Raw genomic sequence first — 19,484 nt, 5'->3', positions numbered from 1 at the left:
TTCATCCCTTCCATTGAGCTAGCGCATTTACTACCTCTGTTAAAGTATAGGTTTTAGGCATTACCTGCACGGTAACACCTAATGATTTTAAATGGTTTTTCGTTATATGACCAATAGCACATACGGTAAAGCTATTATAGCCTAAATCCTTGCCAATCGTTTGATGAAAGGCATTCACCGAAGAAGGACTTGTGAACACTACCGAGCAGCTTTTCCCACTAGTTAAAAGCTCCTTCACCATCTCTACATTATCTTCTAGCATCACGGTCTCATAGACTGTCCATTCATCAACTGAATTGACCAGACCCTCTGTAATTGTATTTTTTGCAAGATTCCCTCGGAAATACAAACATGTATCTTCCGGTGCTGCTACCCGTGGAAATTCTTTAATAAAAACATCTGCACTAAAGGTAGTCGGCATAAAATCTATTGTAAATCCAATTTTCTCGAGAGCTGACGCCGTTTTTGAACCGACAGCGGCCATTTTAACCTGAAAAGCTTCTACACCTAAATGATAGGTAAGCATCTTTTGATGAAAGGCAGCTACACTTGCCTGACTCGTAAATATAAACCATTGGTAAATTTTACCGTTTAAGAGTTTATCTTTGTCTTCGGGCTCCACAATCTCCTTAGTAGCTATGAAGGGCGCCACATAGGGAACCCCTCCTAAACTAGCTGTAAGATTTGCTGCCTCATCTGATCTATTCACCCCTGTAAAAATGATATGCTCATTTTGTAGAGGTGAATTTTTAAACATTTAAATCAGCCTTAACCTTTTGGATTAAATCGAAAGCTCCTTGTTCCGTTAAAATTCGTGCCGCTTCTTTCCCTACTGTTACTGGGTTTGTTCCAGATACTACTTCTTTGTACACAACAGATGCATCTGGTGCTGCAATAAGTCCAGTGAACGTAATCTCATTGCCGTTCATAACAGCATGCCCTGCAATCGGAACCTGACATCCGCCATCCATAGCAGCTAAAAATGTACGTTCAGCAAGAACGGTATCCCAAGTTTCTTTGTCTGAAAGTTTTTGAAGCTCATTTAGAAGCTCCTTGTCATCTTCACGACATTCAACTCCCAATGCCCCTTGCCCTACCGCTGGAACACAATCCTCAACGGAAATATACTCTGTTACTACTTCGTCACTCCAGCCAAGTCGTTTAAGTCCAGCTGCTGCTAAGATTATAGCGTCATATTCTCCATCTTGAAGCTTTTGCAGCCTTGTATCCACGTTGCCTCGTATCCACTTAATCTCGATATCTGGACGTAATAATAGTAATTGAGCGCTTCTGCGTAGACTACTTGTCCCTACAATAGCTCCCTTAGGTAAATCCATTAGCTTCACATGTCCTGTAGAAATGAAAGCATCACGTTCATCGATACGCTTAGGAGTACATCCCATTACTAAGCCAGGAGGCAAGACTGATGGCATATCCTTCATGCTATGTACGGCAAAATCTATTTCCTTGTCAAATAACGCTTGCTCAATTTCCTTAACGAATAGACCTTTCCCTCCAACTTTGGAAAGTGTTACATTTAAGATTTGATCACCTTTTGTAACAATCTCTTTTATTTCAAACTCAAATGGTGCGCCCATATCTTTCATTTGTTGAATAAACCATTTCGTTTGTGTTAGAGCTAATTTACTTCTTCTTGAACCTACAATAATTTTACGCATAAACACGCTACCTTTCTTAATACCAAAAATGGAATTGTGATAATTGACTACCTAGTAAAAAATTAATTATAACAAATAAAAATGCATATACGTGAATCCACGCATAATTCGTTCCTTTATATCGTACACCCTTTCTTATTAAAAGAACGACAATATATAGAACTAATAGAATAAAGGAATTAACAATCTTAAAATCAAATATAGAAAACTCATTTAAAGATATATAAGCCCATTGTAACCCAAGAACGAGACTTACAAACAATAAAGGTATTCCAGTAATAATAGACAGAGTCATTCCTGTTTCCGCATGCTGTAGTGAAGGTAATCTACTAAATTGCTTTGTCCACTTTTTCTTCTTCAACACTCTATACAATATCAAATAAAGAATAGAAAAAACAAACGATAAAGCAAATGCTGCGTATGCTAAAAATGCAAATGTAATATGAATGAATAATAACTCCGATCGGAGTGCATCACCCACTGGAGATTGCTCCAATTGACTCGGGGCAAATGTATGGATAGTCATAAATATGAAACCAATAATATTTAAAAAGAATCCAGGCAAATCTGATTTGAATACTAGCTGCATGACTAAGGAAAGCAAAATGATGAGCCATGCATAAAAGTAAATCCCTTCAAACAACGATAAAATTGGAAAGCGCTTCATTTCAACCATATACAACACTAAAAACACCGTTTGAAGTAGCCAGACGATGGAAAGAAGCCCTACCGCCAAGCGATGAACTTGCCGATCCTTATTAAGATAATCTATAAAATAGAAGACAAGGCTAACGGATTGAAGGACGACCATAATCTCGTGGAGCCGTGTCATCGTCAAATCAGCCATATAAATTTCTCCCTTTGTACAACAAAAAAGGCGTTTTTATATCTCTCTAGTTTCCATAAAGATACAAAAACACCTCCTTTAGATTAATTGAACGTTAAGTTCTCTTTTAAATCTTGATGCATTAACGCTTGCTTCAAATTAATTTTTGCTTTTTCAGCTTGGCTTTCTACTTCCTTCTTTACATCATCCTCAATACCAAAGATCTGTTGGAATAATTGAAGCTGTTCACCTGGATTTTTAGAAGTAGAAAGCTCTTTAGCTTGTAATATTGGCTCTTTTAAAAGCTGATTAACAATTGATTTCGTATGTTTATTTAATATTTTTCGTTCACGATCAGATAAGTTCGGCATCTTGTTTTCAATAGAACTCATTGTTTCCATTTGAATTCTGTTAGCTTTCTGACGTAAAGCAGATATGATTGGCACTACTCCAAGCGTAGCTACCCATTCATTAAACTGATCAATTTCTGTCTCAATCATTTTATTGATTTGGACTGCAGCACGTTCTCTTTCTGCAAGATTCGCTTCTACAATTCCTTGAAGATCATCAATATCATATAAGAACACGTTTGGTAAATCACCGATACGTGGATCTAAGTCTCGCGGTACAGCAATGTCTACCATGAATAAAGGCTTCCCTTTACGTAAACGGTCTACGAATTGCATTAGTTCCAGGTCAATTACATATTCAGTAGCACCTGTAGAGCTGATAAGAATATCCGCCTCTAATAGAGCACATTGAAGTTCGTCCATCGGTTTAGCATTTCCAGCAAATTTAGAAGCAAGCTCCTTTGCTTTCTCATACGTACGATTTATAACTGTTACCTTTTCAGCCCCGCTACCATGTAGGTTTTGGATAGCTAACTCGCCCATTTTTCCGGCACCTAGAATGACCACGTGCTTATGATTTAACGAACCAAATATTTTTTTACCTAACTCAACTGCCGCATAAGAAACAGATACTGCATTTTCACCAATAGATGTCTCCGCATGAGCACGTTTCGCAAACGTCACTGCTTGTTTAAATAATTGGTTAAATATCGTGCCAGTTGTCCCATTTTCTTGCCCATTTAAAAAGCTCTTCTTCACTTGTCCCAAAATTTGAGTCTCGCCTAGAACCATGGAGTCGACTCCAGCAGTAACACGGAATAAGTGATTATTTGCTTCATTATCTTCATGAATAAATAAATATCTAGAAAGGTTCTCCATTGGGATATCGAACCAATTTGCTAGAAATTGTTTAACATAGTATCTTCCTGTATGCAATTGATCTACAGTAGCGTAAATTTCAGTACGGTTACATGTAGACACAATAACGTTTTCTAAAATACTTTTCTGTTCTTGTAACGCCTGCATCGCATTTGGAAGCTCAGCTTCAACAAAAGAAAGCTTTTCACGAATCTCAACAGGTGCAGTACGATAATTGACACCTACCACTAGTGTGTGCATGGAGTCATGTCACCCTTTCACGTTCATTTCATAAGACCTATTATAGCATAGGTTCACAAGTAGAGAATTCGACATTTGTGAACAAGCTATGAAATCTTATTTAGAATTATTATAAATTAATAATAGCAAAAACTATTCGCATATACAAACATTCTGTCCAAGTTTATAAAAGATTAACTATTCAATTTAATTTTTCAATTATAAAGTTTGAGCATTGTGAGCGGAAATCATTTTCACTTTTTATTATAAAAAAATAATTAATCTTAAACATAGTTTTTTTTTACCTTTTCGAGATGGACATTCTCTGTGATTGATTGTAACGGCAGGCGGCGACTCCGGCGGGATGAGTGAGACAGATAAGACATCACAACCACGCGCGTAAGCGATGGGTGATGGCTTATCGCTCACCCCGCGGAAAGCGTCCGCCTAGAGTGAAAATCAATCTTTATCTAATTCATGAAAAGGATATAAATAACATGATTCTCTACTCAGTAATAATAGTTTGATTAATTCGCACAAAAAAAGATTAACTAAGGATGGTATTCCCCAATTAATCTTTTTTAATCTTATCTAGACTTATTAACGACTTAATTTAAGGCAAAAAAAGTGTATATGAAAATACTACATTCTAGTTTCGATTTCCTTCCAAGCTGCATCGAATCCTAGCCCAGTTTCGGAAGAGAAAACAATTAGTGGATCGCTTTTATCCATTTGAAGTTCGTCTTTAACAATCTTCTTATGTTTGTCCCATTTTCCTTTAGGAATTTTGTCCGCTTTTGTAGCGATTACGATACATGGAATGTTGTAATGCTTCAAGAAATCATACATCATACAGTCATCTTTAGTAGGTGGATGTCTTAAATCCACTATTAATAGCACACCTTTTAGAACCTCACGAGAGGTAAAATAAGTTTCGATCATTTTACCCCACGCGGCACGTTCCGATTTTGATACCTTTGCATATCCGTATCCAGGTACATCGACAAATAGCAGATCTTCTTCTAGCTTATAAAAGTTCAGTGTTTGTGTCTTACCTGGCTTGGAAGAAATACGAGCCATGCTTTTTCTCCCAATCATCTTATTGATGAACGAAGATTTTCCAACATTGGAGCGCCCAGCAAGCGCAAATTCCGGTAAGTCACCTTCTGGATATTGCGCTGGCCTTACGGCACTTATTAATAGTTCGACGTTATGAATTTTCATTTATTTTGCCTCCTCTAATGCAAGTTGAAGCACCTCTTCAGCATCGGAAACAAAATGGAATGTTAATACTTCGCGAACACTTTCTGGAATATCTTCAATATCACGCTCGTTGTCTTTTGGACAAATAATTGTCGTCAAGCCAGCGCGATGAGCACTTAATGTTTTTTCTTTTAAACCACCGATTGGCAACACTCGACCTCTTAATGTAACCTCACCAGTCATCCCGACCTCACGTAAAATTGGTCGTTTAGATAGTGCAGAAACAAGTGCCGTCACAATCGTTATACCTGCAGATGGGCCATCCTTTGGAACAGCACCTTCTGGTACGTGAATATGAATATCCTTATTTTCATGGAAGGTAGGATCAATTCCGAAATCAGCTGCCTTAGAGCGAACGTAAGATAAGGCGGTTTGAGCCGATTCCTTCATAACATCTCCAAGTTTACCTGTAAGCTGTAATTTACCTAATCCGGCTGATAAGGAGACCTCTATTTGAAGTGTATCCCCACCAACTGTTGTATAAGCAAGACCAGTTGCAACGCCTACTTGATTTTCCGATTCAGCTTGTCCATAACGGAATTTTCGCTTACCAATAGTATCTTCCAAATTCTTTGTGGAAATAGTAACTCGTTTTTTATCACCTGAAACAATGAGCAGAGCTGCTTTACGGCAAATATTAGCTAATACTCTCTCTAAGCTACGAACACCCGCCTCACGAGTATAATAACGAATGACATCTATAAGTGCATCGTCCTTCACTTGAAGCTGAGTTTTCTTTAATCCATGCTCTTTAAGCTGCTTTGGTAGCAAGTGATTTTTAGCGATAGACAGCTTTTCAATTTCTGTATATCCCGCAATTGATATAATTTCCATACGGTCTCTTAATGGACCTGGAATTGTGCTTAAATCATTAGCAGTAGCAATAAACAATACATTGGATAAGTCATAGGTCTCCTCAATGTAGTGATCACTAAAGGAGTTATTTTGCTCTGGGTCTAGCACTTCTAGCATTGCAGCTGCAGGATCACCACGGAAGTCATTGGACATCTTGTCAATTTCATCTAAGAGAATTAACGGATTGATCGTTCCTGCCTTTTTCATCCCTTGAATAATACGACCAGGCATAGAGCCTACATAGGTTCTTCTATGTCCACGGATTTCTGATTCATCTCTTACCCCTCCAAGAGAGATACGAACGAATTTTCTACCAAGTGACTCTGCAATAGATTTAGCTAATGAGGTTTTCCCGACTCCTGGTGGCCCAGACAGACAAAGAATTGGTCCTCTTAGTGATTTAGTCAATTGACGAACTGCTAAATATTCTAGTACACGTTCTTTAACAGTTTCTAATCCATCATGATCGCGATCTAGAATTTGCTCTGAGCGTTTAATATCTAACTGGTCTTCTGTAGAATTAGACCATGGAATAGAGACAATCCATTCAATATAGTTACGAATTACTCCACTTTCTGGAGCTTGAGTTGGCAGCTTTTCATAACGGTCTAATTCCTTCAGTACATTCTTTTTAGTAGACTCAGGTAAGCCTGCTTTTTCAATTCGTTTTTTTAACTCGGCAACCTCGCCAGTCTTACCTTCTTTATCACCAAGCTCTGTTTGAATCGCCTTCATTTGCTCACGGAGGTAGAACTCTTTTTGTGTTCTTTCCATCGCATTTTTAACTCGATTGTTAATTTTTTTCTCAAGATTCAAAATTTCTTGTTCATTATAAAGCTGCACGATTAAAGTTTCCATGCGCTCTTTAACATCCATAATTTCCAAAATCTCTTGTTTGCCTGAAATCTTTAACGGCAGAGCTGCTGCAATCATATCAGCTAATCTACCTGGTTCTTCAATATCAGCTACTGAACGATATGTTTCCTCCGATACGTGCTTCGAAGCTTTAGAATACTTTTCGAAATTATGTAATAGAGTACGCATTAAAGCTTGATCTTCTTGATCAGCGTTTTTAGGCTCAATATAAGCCGATACAGTAACTTCATCAATTGTATCCGTCACTTTATATTCATCCCAAATTGCACGCTGTAAACCTTCCACTAAAACTCTCATCGTTCCGTTAGGTAGTTTAACCACTTGTTTTATGTGTGCAATTATTCCCACATCATAAATATCCTCTTGCACTGGCTGTTCAATACCTAAATCCCTCTGAGCAGAAAGAAATAGTTTTTCCTCACGTTCCATTGCTGTATTCAAAGCGGCGATGGAGCGCTCGCGACCTATATCTATATGAAGCACCATGGTAGGAAATATAAATAATCCACGAAGGGGTAATACCGGGTAATACGTCTTTTCTGCCATCTTGGAAGTCACCTCCATCATATTGTATCCTTTATATATCCTAATAATACAGTAAATCCTCTGGATAAAAAGAGGTAGATTTCACGTTATAAAGAGAAATAGCTGACATCCTTGCTCGCGCCTGTGCACGTAGTTTGGAAGCCAGCTTTTTCAATGGCTATTAAGCCGATGTTTTTTCGTTGTCTATTTCTTTAAGTTCAGACCCATCTTCCAATAAAAGCTTAGGACGAGAGTGTTGTGTAATTGTTTCTTTCGTAATCACACATTCCACAATATCTTCACGAGATGGTAATTCATACATAACGTCTAGCATTGTATTCTCAATGATAGAACGTAATCCACGAGCACCAGTCTTACGCTCAATAGCTTCTTTCGCAATCTCCACTAAAGCTTCATCTTCAAATGTTAACTTAACATTATCCAACTCAATCATTTTTTGGTATTGCTTCACTAGTGCATTCTTAGGCTCAGTAAGAATCTGTACTAATGCATTGTTATCCAATTGCTCTAAGCTAGCCAATACTGGAAGACGACCTATAAATTCTGGGATTAAACCAAACTTTAGTAAATCCTCAGGAATTAATTGGGATAATACTGATTTTACATCTACTATTGCTTTATTTGGATCTGCACCGAAACCAATTACTTTTTCACCTAAACGGCGTTTAATAATTTGTTCGATTCCATCAAATGCTCCTCCAACGATAAACAATATGTTGGTTGTATCTATTTGAATGAATTCTTGATGTGGATGCTTACGTCCGCCTTGTGGTGGAACGCTTGCAACAGTTCCTTCTAATATTTTTAGAAGTGCTTGTTGTACCCCTTCACCTGAAACATCTCTAGTAATAGAAGGATTTTCAGATTTTCGAGCTACTTTATCTATTTCATCTATATATATAATACCTTTTTCTGCTCTTTCAATATCATAGTCTGCTGACTGAATAAGCTTTAACAGAATATTCTCAACATCTTCTCCAACATACCCAGCTTCTGTTAATGAAGTCGCATCTGCAATAGCAAAAGGAACATTCAGAATTCTAGCTAAAGTTTGAGCTAGTAAAGTTTTACCGCTCCCTGTTGGTCCGATTAAAACTATGTTTGATTTAGATAATTCAACTTCATCAATTACGCTATTGGAATTAATACGTTTGTAATGGTTATAAACAGCTACTGCAAGTGATTTTTTTGCTCGCTCTTGGCCAATTACGTACTCATCAAGAATAGCTAAAATTTCTTTTGGTTTTGGAACTTCTTTGAACTCTACTTCTTCTTCTGTGCCAAGTTCCTCTTCCACTATTTCAGAACATAGATCTATACATTCATCACAAATGTAAACTCCAGGTCCTGCAACAAGTTTACGAACTTGTTCTTGTGGCTTGCCACAAAAAGAACATTTTAAGTTCCCTTTTTCATCATTGAATTTGAACAAAATATTCACCCCTATTCAAGCCATTATCTTACAAGATTCTTTGTCCAGAATCAAATAATAAGTTTGCTTAAGATTTATTCTATATACGCTGTTACATCGGATTGCATTACTCAAGGCAGTATTCAGACTAGATACAAGTGACAACGATAGCAACAGCGCCATACTAAAAAAGTTATGTATGTATAAAACAAGGCACAGACAGATGCTGTACCTTGTTATATTATAACGCGTTATGTGTAATTATGAAATTTTAGCGTTTTCTACTAAGAATTCCACAGTTTTTTGGAAGCGAAGGTCTTTTTCAAGAACTTCCGTACCACCAAGTGCACGTTTAATATCATCAGCTGACATATTGAATTGAGCACTCATTTTTTCTAGTTCAGCATTAACCTCTTCTTCAGAAGATTGAAGCTCTTCTTTTTCTGAGATAGCTTCAATAGTTAACTGTACTTTCACACGCTTTTTAGCATCTTCTGTCATTTGCTCACGTAAAGCAGCTTCGTCTTGACCAGAGAACTGGAAGTAAAGTTCTAAGTTCATACCTTGTTGCTCTAAACGTTGACCAAATTCTTGTAACATGCGATCTACTTCTGTTTCGATCATAGCTTCTGGGATATCGATAGTAGCGTTTGCTGCTGCAGCTTCTACTAAATCATCACGAAGGTTTTGTTCAGACATTTGTTTTTTCTCTTCAGTTGCTGCTTCTTTTAGCTTAGTGCGTAAAGCTTCAAGACCTTCAACCTCAGCATCAATTTCTTTAGCAAGCTCGTCATTAAGTTCAGGAAGTTCTTTTCCTTTTACTTCTTTAACTGTTACTTTGAAAGTTGCTGCTTTACCAGCTAATTCTGCTGCATGATATTCTTCTGGGAATGTAACTTCTACGTCTTTTGATTCGCCAGCTTTAACGCCAACTAATTGACCTTCAAAGCCTGGGATGAAAGAGTTAGAACCGATTTCTAAAGGATAATCTTGTCCTGCTCCACCTTCAAATGCTTCTCCGTCTACAAATCCTTCAAAGTCGATTACTGCAGTGTCGCCTTCAACGATTGCATCTTCTTTTACAACTAATTCAGCTAAACGAGCTTGATGCCCTTTAAGTTGCTCTTCGATTTCTTCGTCTGTAACTGTTTGATCTAACTTAGTAACTTCAAGACCTTTGTAATCGCCAAGAGTTACTTCTGGTTTTACTACTACATTAGCAGTAAACACTAAAGGTTGACCTTTTTCCATAGTTACGATGTCGATTTCTGGACGATCTACTGGATCGATTCCAGCTTCATCGATTGCTGAAGCATATGCTTCAGGAAGAATGAAATCTAATGCATCTTGGTATAAAGACTCAACTCCGTACATTTTTTCGAAAATTGGACGTGGCATTTTCCCTTTACGGAAACCTGGTGCATTAATTTGCTTAACCACTTTCTTAAAAGCTTGGTCTAAACCTTTGTTTACTACATCAGCAGCAACTTCAACTGTTAAAAGACCATTATTTCCTTCTTGTTTTTCCCATTTAACTGACATTTATTCTACCTCCAATAAATAAATTACAATAATTTAGTAGCCTGTATATTAAAAGTTTGAAACTTAACAGGACAGTTTTTCACTAATTATATTGACAACTTGTATATTATAGCATAACTGACTAGACTTTCAACATTATTGATATACAAGTAAGCTCGCCTATTTTCCTAGTAAACTTTTTTCTATATGCTATGTATAGGTTTCAAAACTATTACCTAATCAGATAACCTTCATTACTTATAATCCTTTAATCCTTATAAGGTTGTCAACTATAAAATCGGAATTGCCGTTCTTTACTATTCATAAAATGAATTGAATTTATAATTTGGCTATGTAAAAGGTTAGGAGAAATCTTAAATCAGAGAGTAGAATTGATTTTTCGTACCAGCCGGACGATTTCCTCGGGGTGAGCGATAAGCCATCCACCATCGCTTACGCGCGTGGTTGTGATGTCTTATCTGTCTCCCTCATCCCGTAGGAGCCGCTGTCTGGCGCTCCAATCAATAAACGGTAACAGCTTTAGCATCGATAAAGCGCTAACAAATACTAACATAAACAGCTGAAAAACTGTCACTAACCCCAATTTCATCATCTATTTATGTTCTTAATAGCCATTTGAAAGTTCCTTGTTTATGTTTACAGTCACTATAAAAAGAATTGTTAGTAAAAATCAACCAATAACTTTAACAAAGCTTATATTTTTTATTTTGATTTGCTAACGCAAGCTACAAATATAAGAATTATGACATTTAGAATGCTTTTATATTTATAGAGTAGAATTGATTATCCTTTATTCGGACGCATTTCACGTGGTAAGCGATAAGACATCACCCGTTATTAACACGCGCAGTTTTGATGTGTTAGCTGTCTCTATCAACCCTACTTATATAGCGCATGCTGCTTCTTCACCAATCCCTACAGAAGAAATGCTTTTTGGTTACGATTCAAATCCACTTACACAATCGAATTTCCCCAAGCTATTTTGCCCATAACAACTGCTTTTTTAGCCCCGGTAGCCGAAGGGAGGTTATTTGTTTTTTTCTTTAAGCATTGATAGCCTAATAAAGCGAAAATTACCGCCTCTTTAGCATCTGCGCTTATTTCATATGCTTCCATTCCAACCACAGAAACACGATCGGACATATAAACTTGCAGGCTTTTGAATAGTGTCAAATTATGTCTCCCTCCGCCGCTAACGATTACTTCCTCTATCTCTGCAGATTCAATGAATTTTAAAATCTCTGTAGCAATCGTCCGTGCAGTTAATGCAGTTATGGTAGCAATCCGATCCTCCAGACTAATAGCTAGATGTTCAGCTTCCTCCCACAGTATTCTCGCAAATTGAGTTCCAAACATCTCTCTACCGGTGCTTTTTGGGTAATTCTGATGGAAGAACGGATAAGCAAGTAGCTTAGTTAGCCATTTTTCATTCACCTTACCGCTTGCTGCTATAGCTCCATCGCGATCATAGTCATGCTTCCCATTTGTTGCCCAATTGACAAATGCATCAATGATCATATTTCCCGGGCCGGTATCGTATGCAATAACCTCCGATGCTGTAGCTCCTTTCGGAAGGACAGTTATGTTAGCAATTCCTCCTATGTTAACGAGCACTCTCCCATGACTCTTATTCGTATAAAGCATATGATCAGCATAAGGGACTAACGGAGCTCCCCCTCCACCTACAGCCATGTCTCGAGTCCTAAAATCACCCACAGTTGTAATACCGGTACGTTCAGCAATTACTGCTATGTCTCCTATTTGTAGAGTGGATGTAATATCTCTTCCTTCAATGTTAATGGAAGCCGGCTGGTGAAAGATAGTTTGACCATGGGAGCTTACAAGTAAAATATCTTGCGGCGTTAAATTTGCTTGTTGAATAATAGATAAGGTAGCTTCAGAGAAGATTTCTGCTAAATACATATTCATGCTACTAATGTCTGCTATTTTTGCTATTTCAGGAGTGCAAATTTCTCTAAGCTTTTGTTTTAGTTCCCTTGAGTAAGGGAGTGACAAATACGTTACCAAATCTATTTGTAAATTGTCATTAGTATCAATCATTTTGATGAGAGCTGCATCTACTCCATCAAGTGATGTTCCGGACATAAGACCAACTACATAGCTCGTTTGCTCTTCCAAATACATCTCTCCCTATAAAGAAATTAATAATAAAAGCATATTAGAGCACTTTTCTATAAGAGGTATAGCCTTTCCAAACCTCATAATCTAATTTACGATAAAAATCGACAAGCCCTGTCCAATCAATGACAATATGTTTAACGTCTCTATTTCTTAGAAAAGCTATAGCAGCTTGTACGATTGCTATACCGTAGCCATTACCGCGTTCCGCAGAATCGACTCCCAACGGTCCTATCCCCCCTAATTCTTGGCTGAATAGAGGTGCCCAATACACGTTTTGAGCGATTAAGGGCGAGCTATTATCGTTAATTCTTGAAAACCCAATAATCTTATTTTCTTTTTTAAGAACGGCAAATTCCCTACCATTCCCACCCTTTTGGAAATATTGATGAGCCTCGTATTCCCATCGTCCTGGGAAGCATCGATGTAAAAATGCAAGGAACGCCTTCTTTTCCTCATGCTTTAATATCGAAAATTCAACATTAGGTAGGGCAGGTAATTCTTTCGCTACCTCTCCCTCATATTTACAGAGCATATCGAACTCTTTTCCAAAAGAATGATAGCCTCGTGTTTCAAACCAATTATCATAGCTATCTAACGGGACACCAGGGAAATAATGCCATGGGTCTTTTCCTAATAATATTTCCTGCATTCCAGCTAATTGAAAAGCCTCCTCTGCATGTCTTAATAGATTAGATCCGATTCCCTTGTTACGGTACTCATGATGAACAAGAATTACTTGAATCCAGCCTGTTTTATCCTTCATCGGTATCTCTACTTCTTCCTGCCACCTTTTACCTACTACGAACCCGATTATTTGACCTTCCTCATTTACAGCTATTCGCGAAGCATCATAGCAAATATTTTCATCCTGGAAACTATTTTGTTCAAATAGCTCCTTTCGCATTGGAAAATCTTTTCCTAGCTCTTGATTCCACAAACTCACCAATTCATCTAGTCTATCTAACTGCCATTCTATCAACTGCATGCTTTCACCTCAATTATCATAGTTTGTTCTATTAAATGTTTCTAAAAAATACTCATCTATTTCTATATTTTCTTCTAAAAGAGCAGCAACTACTGCCCCGCCTGCCGGTAATATTTTAGGGAAGATTATATCCACATGAATACCTTCATTTTTAATCGTTCTTTCGATTGATTCTTTCAAAACGTCATATCTATTAAAAAGTCCACCTACTAAAACAACTCGTATAACATCATTCCCTTGGCTGAATAGCTGTTTTACTAGAGCAGATATAGCCAATCCAAGCTCTGCTCCATTCTGATCGATGATATGCTTGGCCATTAAATCATTACGTTCTACCGCCTTCATAACAAGCACCGTGAGAGAGGATATCAGCTTTTTCGGATTTTCTGCCTGATAAATAACCGGAATAATATCCGGTAATTCTTCTTTATTGAAATGCTGGATAAGTAGGTCAGACAATACTGTTTGTTCAATGAGACCATCTCTCGCTTTAAAGGCAGCTTCTAATGCATCTCGTCCAATGGCATATCCACTACCTTGATCTCCAAACAGATGACCCCATCCTCCTACACGCGCTCGATCGGAAGCTTCATTTACACCGTATGTGATTGCTCCAGTTCCAGCAATTTGGACTACCCCTGGTTTTCCTATTGTCCCGGAATAAAGTGCTGTAATCGCATCATGGTCTATAGTAATACTTACCTCTGAGGAAAATAGAGGTTGTAGTATGGCTTTTAAGGCGTCTTGGTTGGTTATATTGCCCGCTCCTGCCATACCAGCAAATACACGCTTTACTAGTAGGAAATTTTGTGGTGCCAATTCTTTTAGTTCCCTTATAAGCTTTTGCAGTTCTGATTGGACAGCTATTTTGCCCGTACTATTAATATTAGTTCCACCAACCGTTGCTTTTGCTACTACTTCACCTTTAGATGTAGCAATGATTCCAGTAGTTTTCGTTCCTCCGCCATCAATCCCTAATACATACATTCTCTACACCCCTTTTGACAATAAACAAGCCAACTCATAGAAGAGTCAGCTTATGAATAAATTATTTCTTTGAATCCTTTGATAGAAAATTGACCGCATCTCGAGTAGCATCTAAATACTTTACCGTTTCTTCATATTGCAGAGAAGCAACTCCCATAAACAAAATATCCACCACTTGCAGCTGTCCAATTCGAGACGAGGTAGCGCCACTACGAAACGTTGATTCTCTTGTGGCAGACGTATATAGCTTAATGTCTGCAATTTTAGAAACAATGGAGTTACCATATTTCGTAATACTGATAATAGAGATACCTTTTTCCTTAGCAAGCTCTAAAACTCTAGCAACTTCTGATGTCTCTCCAGAAAAGGAAATTGCCACAACCACATCCCCTTTTTCCGCAGTAGCTACGAGTGTCATTGCTAAATGCATATCTGGAAAGGCATAAGAGTTCTTGTTAATGCGTAAAAACTTTTGTTGAGCATCTTGTGCAATGATATTAGAAGCACCTACGCCAACAAAATGGATTGTATTTGCCACTCTAAGCAGGTCAATAGCTTTTTCTAATTCTTCGGTATTTAGCATTTCTGCCGTTTCTCGAATCGTTTTAATACTATTGTTTGTCATCTTATCTATTATCGACATAATCGGTTCGTTCGGTTCAATATCTCTAAAACCATGCTCTGTTGTCTTTTGTAAATCTCCTGCAATTCTGAGCTTCAGATCTTGTAAGCCTTTTAAATCTAATGACTTACAAAGCCTGATGACTGCCGCCCCACTAGTAGAGCTTCTTTTCCCTAATTCAACTGCAGTTAAAGAAATTGCCTCTTGAGGATGATTTAATATATATCTTGCAATTTTCTTCTCAGAGGGTGGCAATGTATTCACCATTTCATTTAGCATAACTAGTCCACCGTTGGCAGATGACATAATTTATCCACTCATTTCTTCCTTGAAATAGCTTTTTAACTATACCTCTCCCTTTTTAACTGGAGGTATTAAGTTAAAAGGCTTGTATTCATAATATATACCGTTAGATTGTATATGGAGTAGCCCGTAACCAATGTTATTCTCCTGCTTCATTACATATTTTTTGGGTGAGGCATTGCCTGTAATAATGTATCTCACTCCGCTAACTTCCCATTGGTCTTGCGTATGTAAATGTCCAAATAAAACTACAATGTCTCTAGAAGGTAATTCTTTTTTGTGTTCGGTAAGTATTTCTACTAATTGAACGGAATCTTCATATACCATTTCATGTGCAGTTCCAAAATGGTCCTTAGTAGGTACATGAGTAAGTACTACAATATGCTTTTGCTCATGGGTAGATAATACTTCCTTCAGGTAGGTTAACTGGGTTGAGTCTGAAAGGGTGAGACTTTGCCCTAAAGCACTATTTAAAAGGATAAACAGTACTTTCCCATACGTAAAATGATAGGATGGTGAACCCATAAAGCTCTGATATAGCGTTAAGTTTCCTCGAAATGCTTCATGATTCCCAGCAAGCGTTAATATGGGTATGTGTTTCTTCATATCGGAAAATAGAGAAGTCCTCGCTAACTTAAATTCCTCTTCTGTTCCTTGATCTACAAAGTCACCCATATGTATGACAAACTCAGGTGCTTCCTCCAATAAATGTACTAAAGCAGCTTTTCCATGCTCCAGCGTATGTGTATCTGGAATTATGCCTACTATAAAGTTGCCCTCGTCTATTGGCCCTTTTATAGAGTGAACAACAAAATTTTGCTGATATGGGTCCATTTCATTTCCTGCTCGATCCTTTGTATGAATAGAAAGGTGATGTGGACCATCTATTAAATGACTACTAGATATTGCAAATCCCCAGCCGGTTTCTTCATCATAGAACACTTTTTGCTTTTCATTATTAATAGTAAGAATTATATCGTTCTTTTCAATCCCACTATGTTCATCACAAAGTCGAAAGCCAATTCGTGGTGTAGCTGTATGAATTACAGCGGTATCACTTGGTGTGACATCAGATATAATAGGACATTCACGATCTTCACTTAAATCTATTAAATAATTTTTTTCTAGATGCGGTACCGACCAATTACCAGCCAAATCTTTTACTTGGATGCTAACTTTACAATTTCCCTCTTGAAGCTCTTTTACATGATAAAATATTTTGTTTGCTCGAACAGAAGGAACAACCAATTTATTATTGATTTTCATGATTAAAGAATCGAAATCTACACCTGACATGTCATCGCTCACTACTGCAGAAAAGACAAAGGAATTTCTATATATCTTCTCCTTTTGCGGTAATATGTCACTAAAAATTGGTCCCGTTAAGTCTTGATCATCTACATATACAAATGTAATATGATCCAAATAGAACTTTCCATTAATACTGGAGTCTTTTTGATTAACCAAATTTGTTTCAACTGCATATATTTGCTCCAACCTTAATGGAAGCTTCCAGTTTTGCTCCAACTCTACATCTAAGTATTTCCATCCATTCCAGCTTATATTTCCATTAGTTAAGTTAATTATCTTCCGTTCATTATCTCCATCTATTATGGTTGCTCGTAGCCATGGTGTTTTTCCATCACTATGGACCCACACTGCCAGCTTTTTTGGCATCTGCTGTGTCATTAACTTTTTTTTAAACTTGATATACATAGCTCCATTTCCTTTAACCCAACCTCCGTAGTTAAAGCTAACCTCTAAGCTATACTCTCCATGCTTGACGTAATGTTTGTTTAAAGATAAATAATAGGAGGAGACAAAGGAATGATTGGTTTCATAGTCACTAAGATTGGCATTATTGAAATCGTCCAAGATTAGCTTCTTATGTTCATTCATCCTTTTCCCTCCTCTTATAAATTCCTATCCGCTAATTCAATAGCCTTTCTTACAAAACCGTTTGCCTGTTTAATATAATCTATTGCCTCTTCATAATTCACATTAGCTTTCATCATTACTATTGCAGGTTTTACTTCATTATTTGCAAGTTCTAAAAATTCTTCTGCCTCTTGATATGTCTGGTTAGTAATCGTTTGAATAATACCCTTCGCTCGCTCTTTTAGCTTTTCATTGCTGACGGATACATCTACCATTAAGTTTTCATAAACCTTACCTAGCTTAATCATAACCGTTGTTGAGATCATATTTAAAATGAGCTTATGTGCAGTAGCTGCTTTCATCCTTGTAGACCCCGTAATTACCTCTGGTCCAGTCTCTACTTCAATTTTAATAGTAGCATGTTCACTGATGGAGGAATTTTTGTTTGCAGTTAAACTGATTGTTTGTGCACCAACCTCATTAGCGTATTCTAATGCCCCAATTACATATGGCGTTCTTCCACTCGCTGCTATTCCTATCACTACATCATAACTAGACAAAGCTCTTTCTCTTAAATCTTCTTTACCTTTCTCTGGACTATCCTCGGCGCCCTCTACCGCTTTTTCAAAAGCTGAAAGGCCACCTGCCATAACAGCCTGCACTAAATTGGACGGTGTCCCAAAGGTAGGTGGACATTCGACCGCATCTAAAATACCTAGTCTCCCACTTGTTCCTGCTCCAACATAAAATAGTCTTCCACCAGATTTCAATGAGTTGAATACAGCCTCTGCAGCTCTTTCAATATCATCTATTTCATCCTGTACACATTCAGCGACACGTTTATCCTCTTCATTAATCATTGCTAAAATACTTTTAGTAGACATATGATCAATGTTTATGGAAAGGTTATTTCTCTGTTCGGTTGACAGTTTATTCAAATTAGATAAATCATTCATTTTAATCATCCTAGTTATATATGTCGTATATTTTCTTTTCTTTTTGAAAGCCTTCTATTAAATCTTGACAATTCTCTATATATTCTTTTGTCGTTCCATTCCAAATACTTTCCCTTATGCTTTTAGAGCCAGCCAACAAGTCAAAGAAATACTTCTTCTGCTCATTTTCTATAAATGAGAAATCATCTGGATACATTTCTGCGATTGTCTCTATGAGCAACAGACCAGTTTCCCATGCATTTAATATGCTACGATCGACAATATGTAGCTGAATTCCGCTGCAAATAACATTCATATGCTTTTGATAGGTTGGCTTAAAAGAAATAGGTCTTGCGATAACTCCTTCTATCTTTTTCTCATTAAATGCCTTTGCAAGCCTTTGCCCATCCACATAAGGAGCACCGATCCATTCAAAGGGCCTTGTAGTGCCTCGCCCTTCAGATAAGTTAGTTCCTTCTATTAAACAGGTTCCAGGATACAATACATTCATATCAATGTTAGTAGTATTTGGAGAAGGGGGTACCCACAATACAGGAGTGTCATCAAAGTACATAGCACGATGCCAACCCTCCATTGGAACCACTGTTAAGTCACAATTATATCCAAACTTATATTTAAACAACTGTGCAAGTTCTCCTACAGTCATCCCATGTCTATTTGGAATAGGTAACAAACCAACAAAGGAGCGAACATCCTCTTCCACAAGGTTTCCTTCTATTCGGTCACCAGAAATTGGATTTGGTCGATCCAATACAACAAACTGCTTTCCTTGCTCTCCACAGGCTTCCATTACATATGCCATTGTATAAATGTACGTGAAATATCTTGAACCAATATCCTGCAGATCAAAAACAATGACATCAACAGATTCTAACATCTCTTTTGTAGGCTTCCTTGAATCACCATATAGACTGTAAACCGGAAGATTTGTGTAAGGGTCTATCGAAGACTGTACTCCCTCTCCTTCTTTAGCATCTCCACGTATCCCATGCTCTGGACCATATAAAGCTGTAAGATTTATGCCAGGGTGATCGACAAACAATTCAATAGTCGGTGTGAGCTTTTGGTTTACACCCGTCATATTCGTCACCAAGCCTATACGATTTCCGATAAAAGCTTTATAGCCATCTTCCAAAAATACTTCTACCCCTAGCTTCATTTGTTT

The 19,484-nt window shown here is 37.5% G+C and carries 15 protein-coding genes; all 15 read right to left on the bottom strand.

Annotation, left to right across the window (positions count from 1 at the left end; translation table 11 throughout):
- Position 1 precedes the first annotated feature (1 nt).
- A complete protein-coding gene (locus tag M3627_RS07220; RefSeq protein ID WP_251553453.1) occupies positions 2–757 on the bottom strand; it encodes a uroporphyrinogen-III synthase in 756 nt (251 codons plus the stop codon).
- The gene (gene hemC / locus M3627_RS07215; protein ID WP_169359869.1) at positions 750–1,679 is read right to left on the bottom strand and encodes a hydroxymethylbilane synthase; all 930 of its coding nucleotides are present in this window, start codon (positions 1,677–1,679) and stop codon (positions 750–752) included. The genes M3627_RS07220 and hemC overlap by 8 nt, the downstream gene beginning before the upstream one ends.
- Before the next feature lie 16 nt (positions 1,680–1,695).
- Complete coding sequence (gene ccsA, locus M3627_RS07210; RefSeq protein WP_169359868.1) at positions 1,696–2,526, bottom strand: cytochrome c biogenesis protein CcsA; 831 nt, start codon at positions 2,524–2,526, stop codon at positions 1,696–1,698.
- Between the two features lie 83 nt (positions 2,527–2,609).
- Positions 2,610–3,974 (bottom strand): glutamyl-tRNA reductase, encoded by a 1,365-nt coding sequence (gene hemA, locus M3627_RS07205; protein WP_169359867.1) that lies wholly within the window; start codon positions 3,972–3,974, stop codon positions 2,610–2,612.
- A gap of 621 nt (positions 3,975–4,595) precedes the next feature.
- Positions 4,596–5,177, bottom strand: coding sequence for a ribosome biogenesis GTP-binding protein YihA/YsxC (yihA, locus tag M3627_RS07200; protein WP_169359866.1), 582 nt, complete (start codon positions 5,175–5,177; stop codon positions 4,596–4,598).
- Positions 5,178–7,493: an endopeptidase La gene (gene lon / locus M3627_RS07195; RefSeq protein ID WP_251553452.1), complete on the bottom strand. Its 2,316-nt coding sequence runs from the start codon at positions 7,491–7,493 to the stop codon at positions 5,178–5,180.
- A gap of 160 nt (positions 7,494–7,653) precedes the next feature.
- The gene (gene clpX, locus M3627_RS07190) at positions 7,654–8,925 is read right to left on the bottom strand and encodes an ATP-dependent protease ATP-binding subunit ClpX (RefSeq protein WP_251553451.1); all 1,272 of its coding nucleotides are present in this window, start codon (positions 8,923–8,925) and stop codon (positions 7,654–7,656) included.
- A 240-nt stretch (positions 8,926–9,165) separates the two neighbouring features.
- Positions 9,166–10,446 carry a trigger factor gene (tig, locus tag M3627_RS07185; protein WP_169359863.1) on the bottom strand — a complete coding sequence of 427 codons (1,281 nt, stop codon included), beginning with the start codon at positions 10,444–10,446 and terminating at the stop codon, positions 9,166–9,168.
- A 954-nt stretch (positions 10,447–11,400) separates the two neighbouring features.
- Positions 11,401–12,585 carry an anhydro-N-acetylmuramic acid kinase gene (locus M3627_RS07180; RefSeq protein WP_251553450.1) on the bottom strand — a complete coding sequence of 395 codons (1,185 nt, stop codon included), beginning with the start codon at positions 12,583–12,585 and terminating at the stop codon, positions 11,401–11,403.
- Positions 12,586–12,625: 40 nt separating this feature from the next.
- Complete coding sequence (locus M3627_RS07175) at positions 12,626–13,573, bottom strand: GNAT family N-acetyltransferase (RefSeq protein WP_251553449.1); 948 nt, start codon at positions 13,571–13,573, stop codon at positions 12,626–12,628.
- A gap of 9 nt (positions 13,574–13,582) precedes the next feature.
- Positions 13,583–14,560 (bottom strand): N-acetylglucosamine kinase, encoded by a 978-nt coding sequence (locus M3627_RS07170; protein WP_251553448.1) that lies wholly within the window; start codon positions 14,558–14,560, stop codon positions 13,583–13,585.
- A gap of 61 nt (positions 14,561–14,621) precedes the next feature.
- Entirely contained in the window at positions 14,622–15,488 is an 867-nt protein-coding gene (locus M3627_RS07165; RefSeq protein ID WP_251553447.1) for a MurR/RpiR family transcriptional regulator, read from the bottom strand.
- 39 nt (positions 15,489–15,527) lie between these two features.
- Positions 15,528–17,384: a metallophosphoesterase gene (locus M3627_RS07160; RefSeq protein ID WP_251553446.1), complete on the bottom strand. Its 1,857-nt coding sequence runs from the start codon at positions 17,382–17,384 to the stop codon at positions 15,528–15,530.
- 14 nt (positions 17,385–17,398) lie between these two features.
- Entirely contained in the window at positions 17,399–18,319 is a 921-nt protein-coding gene (murQ, locus tag M3627_RS07155) for an N-acetylmuramic acid 6-phosphate etherase (RefSeq protein ID WP_251553445.1), read from the bottom strand.
- A 10-nt stretch (positions 18,320–18,329) separates the two neighbouring features.
- Positions 18,330–19,478 carry an exo-beta-N-acetylmuramidase NamZ family protein gene (locus M3627_RS07150; protein WP_251553444.1) on the bottom strand — a complete coding sequence of 383 codons (1,149 nt, stop codon included), beginning with the start codon at positions 19,476–19,478 and terminating at the stop codon, positions 18,330–18,332.
- Between the last annotated feature and the right edge of the window lie 6 nt (positions 19,479–19,484).

The sequence above is a fragment of the Psychrobacillus sp. MER TA 171 genome, from assembly GCF_023713305.1.
GTDB lineage: Bacteria > Bacillota > Bacilli > Bacillales_A > Planococcaceae > Psychrobacillus.
This window is presented reverse-complemented; position numbering and strand designations above follow the sequence as displayed.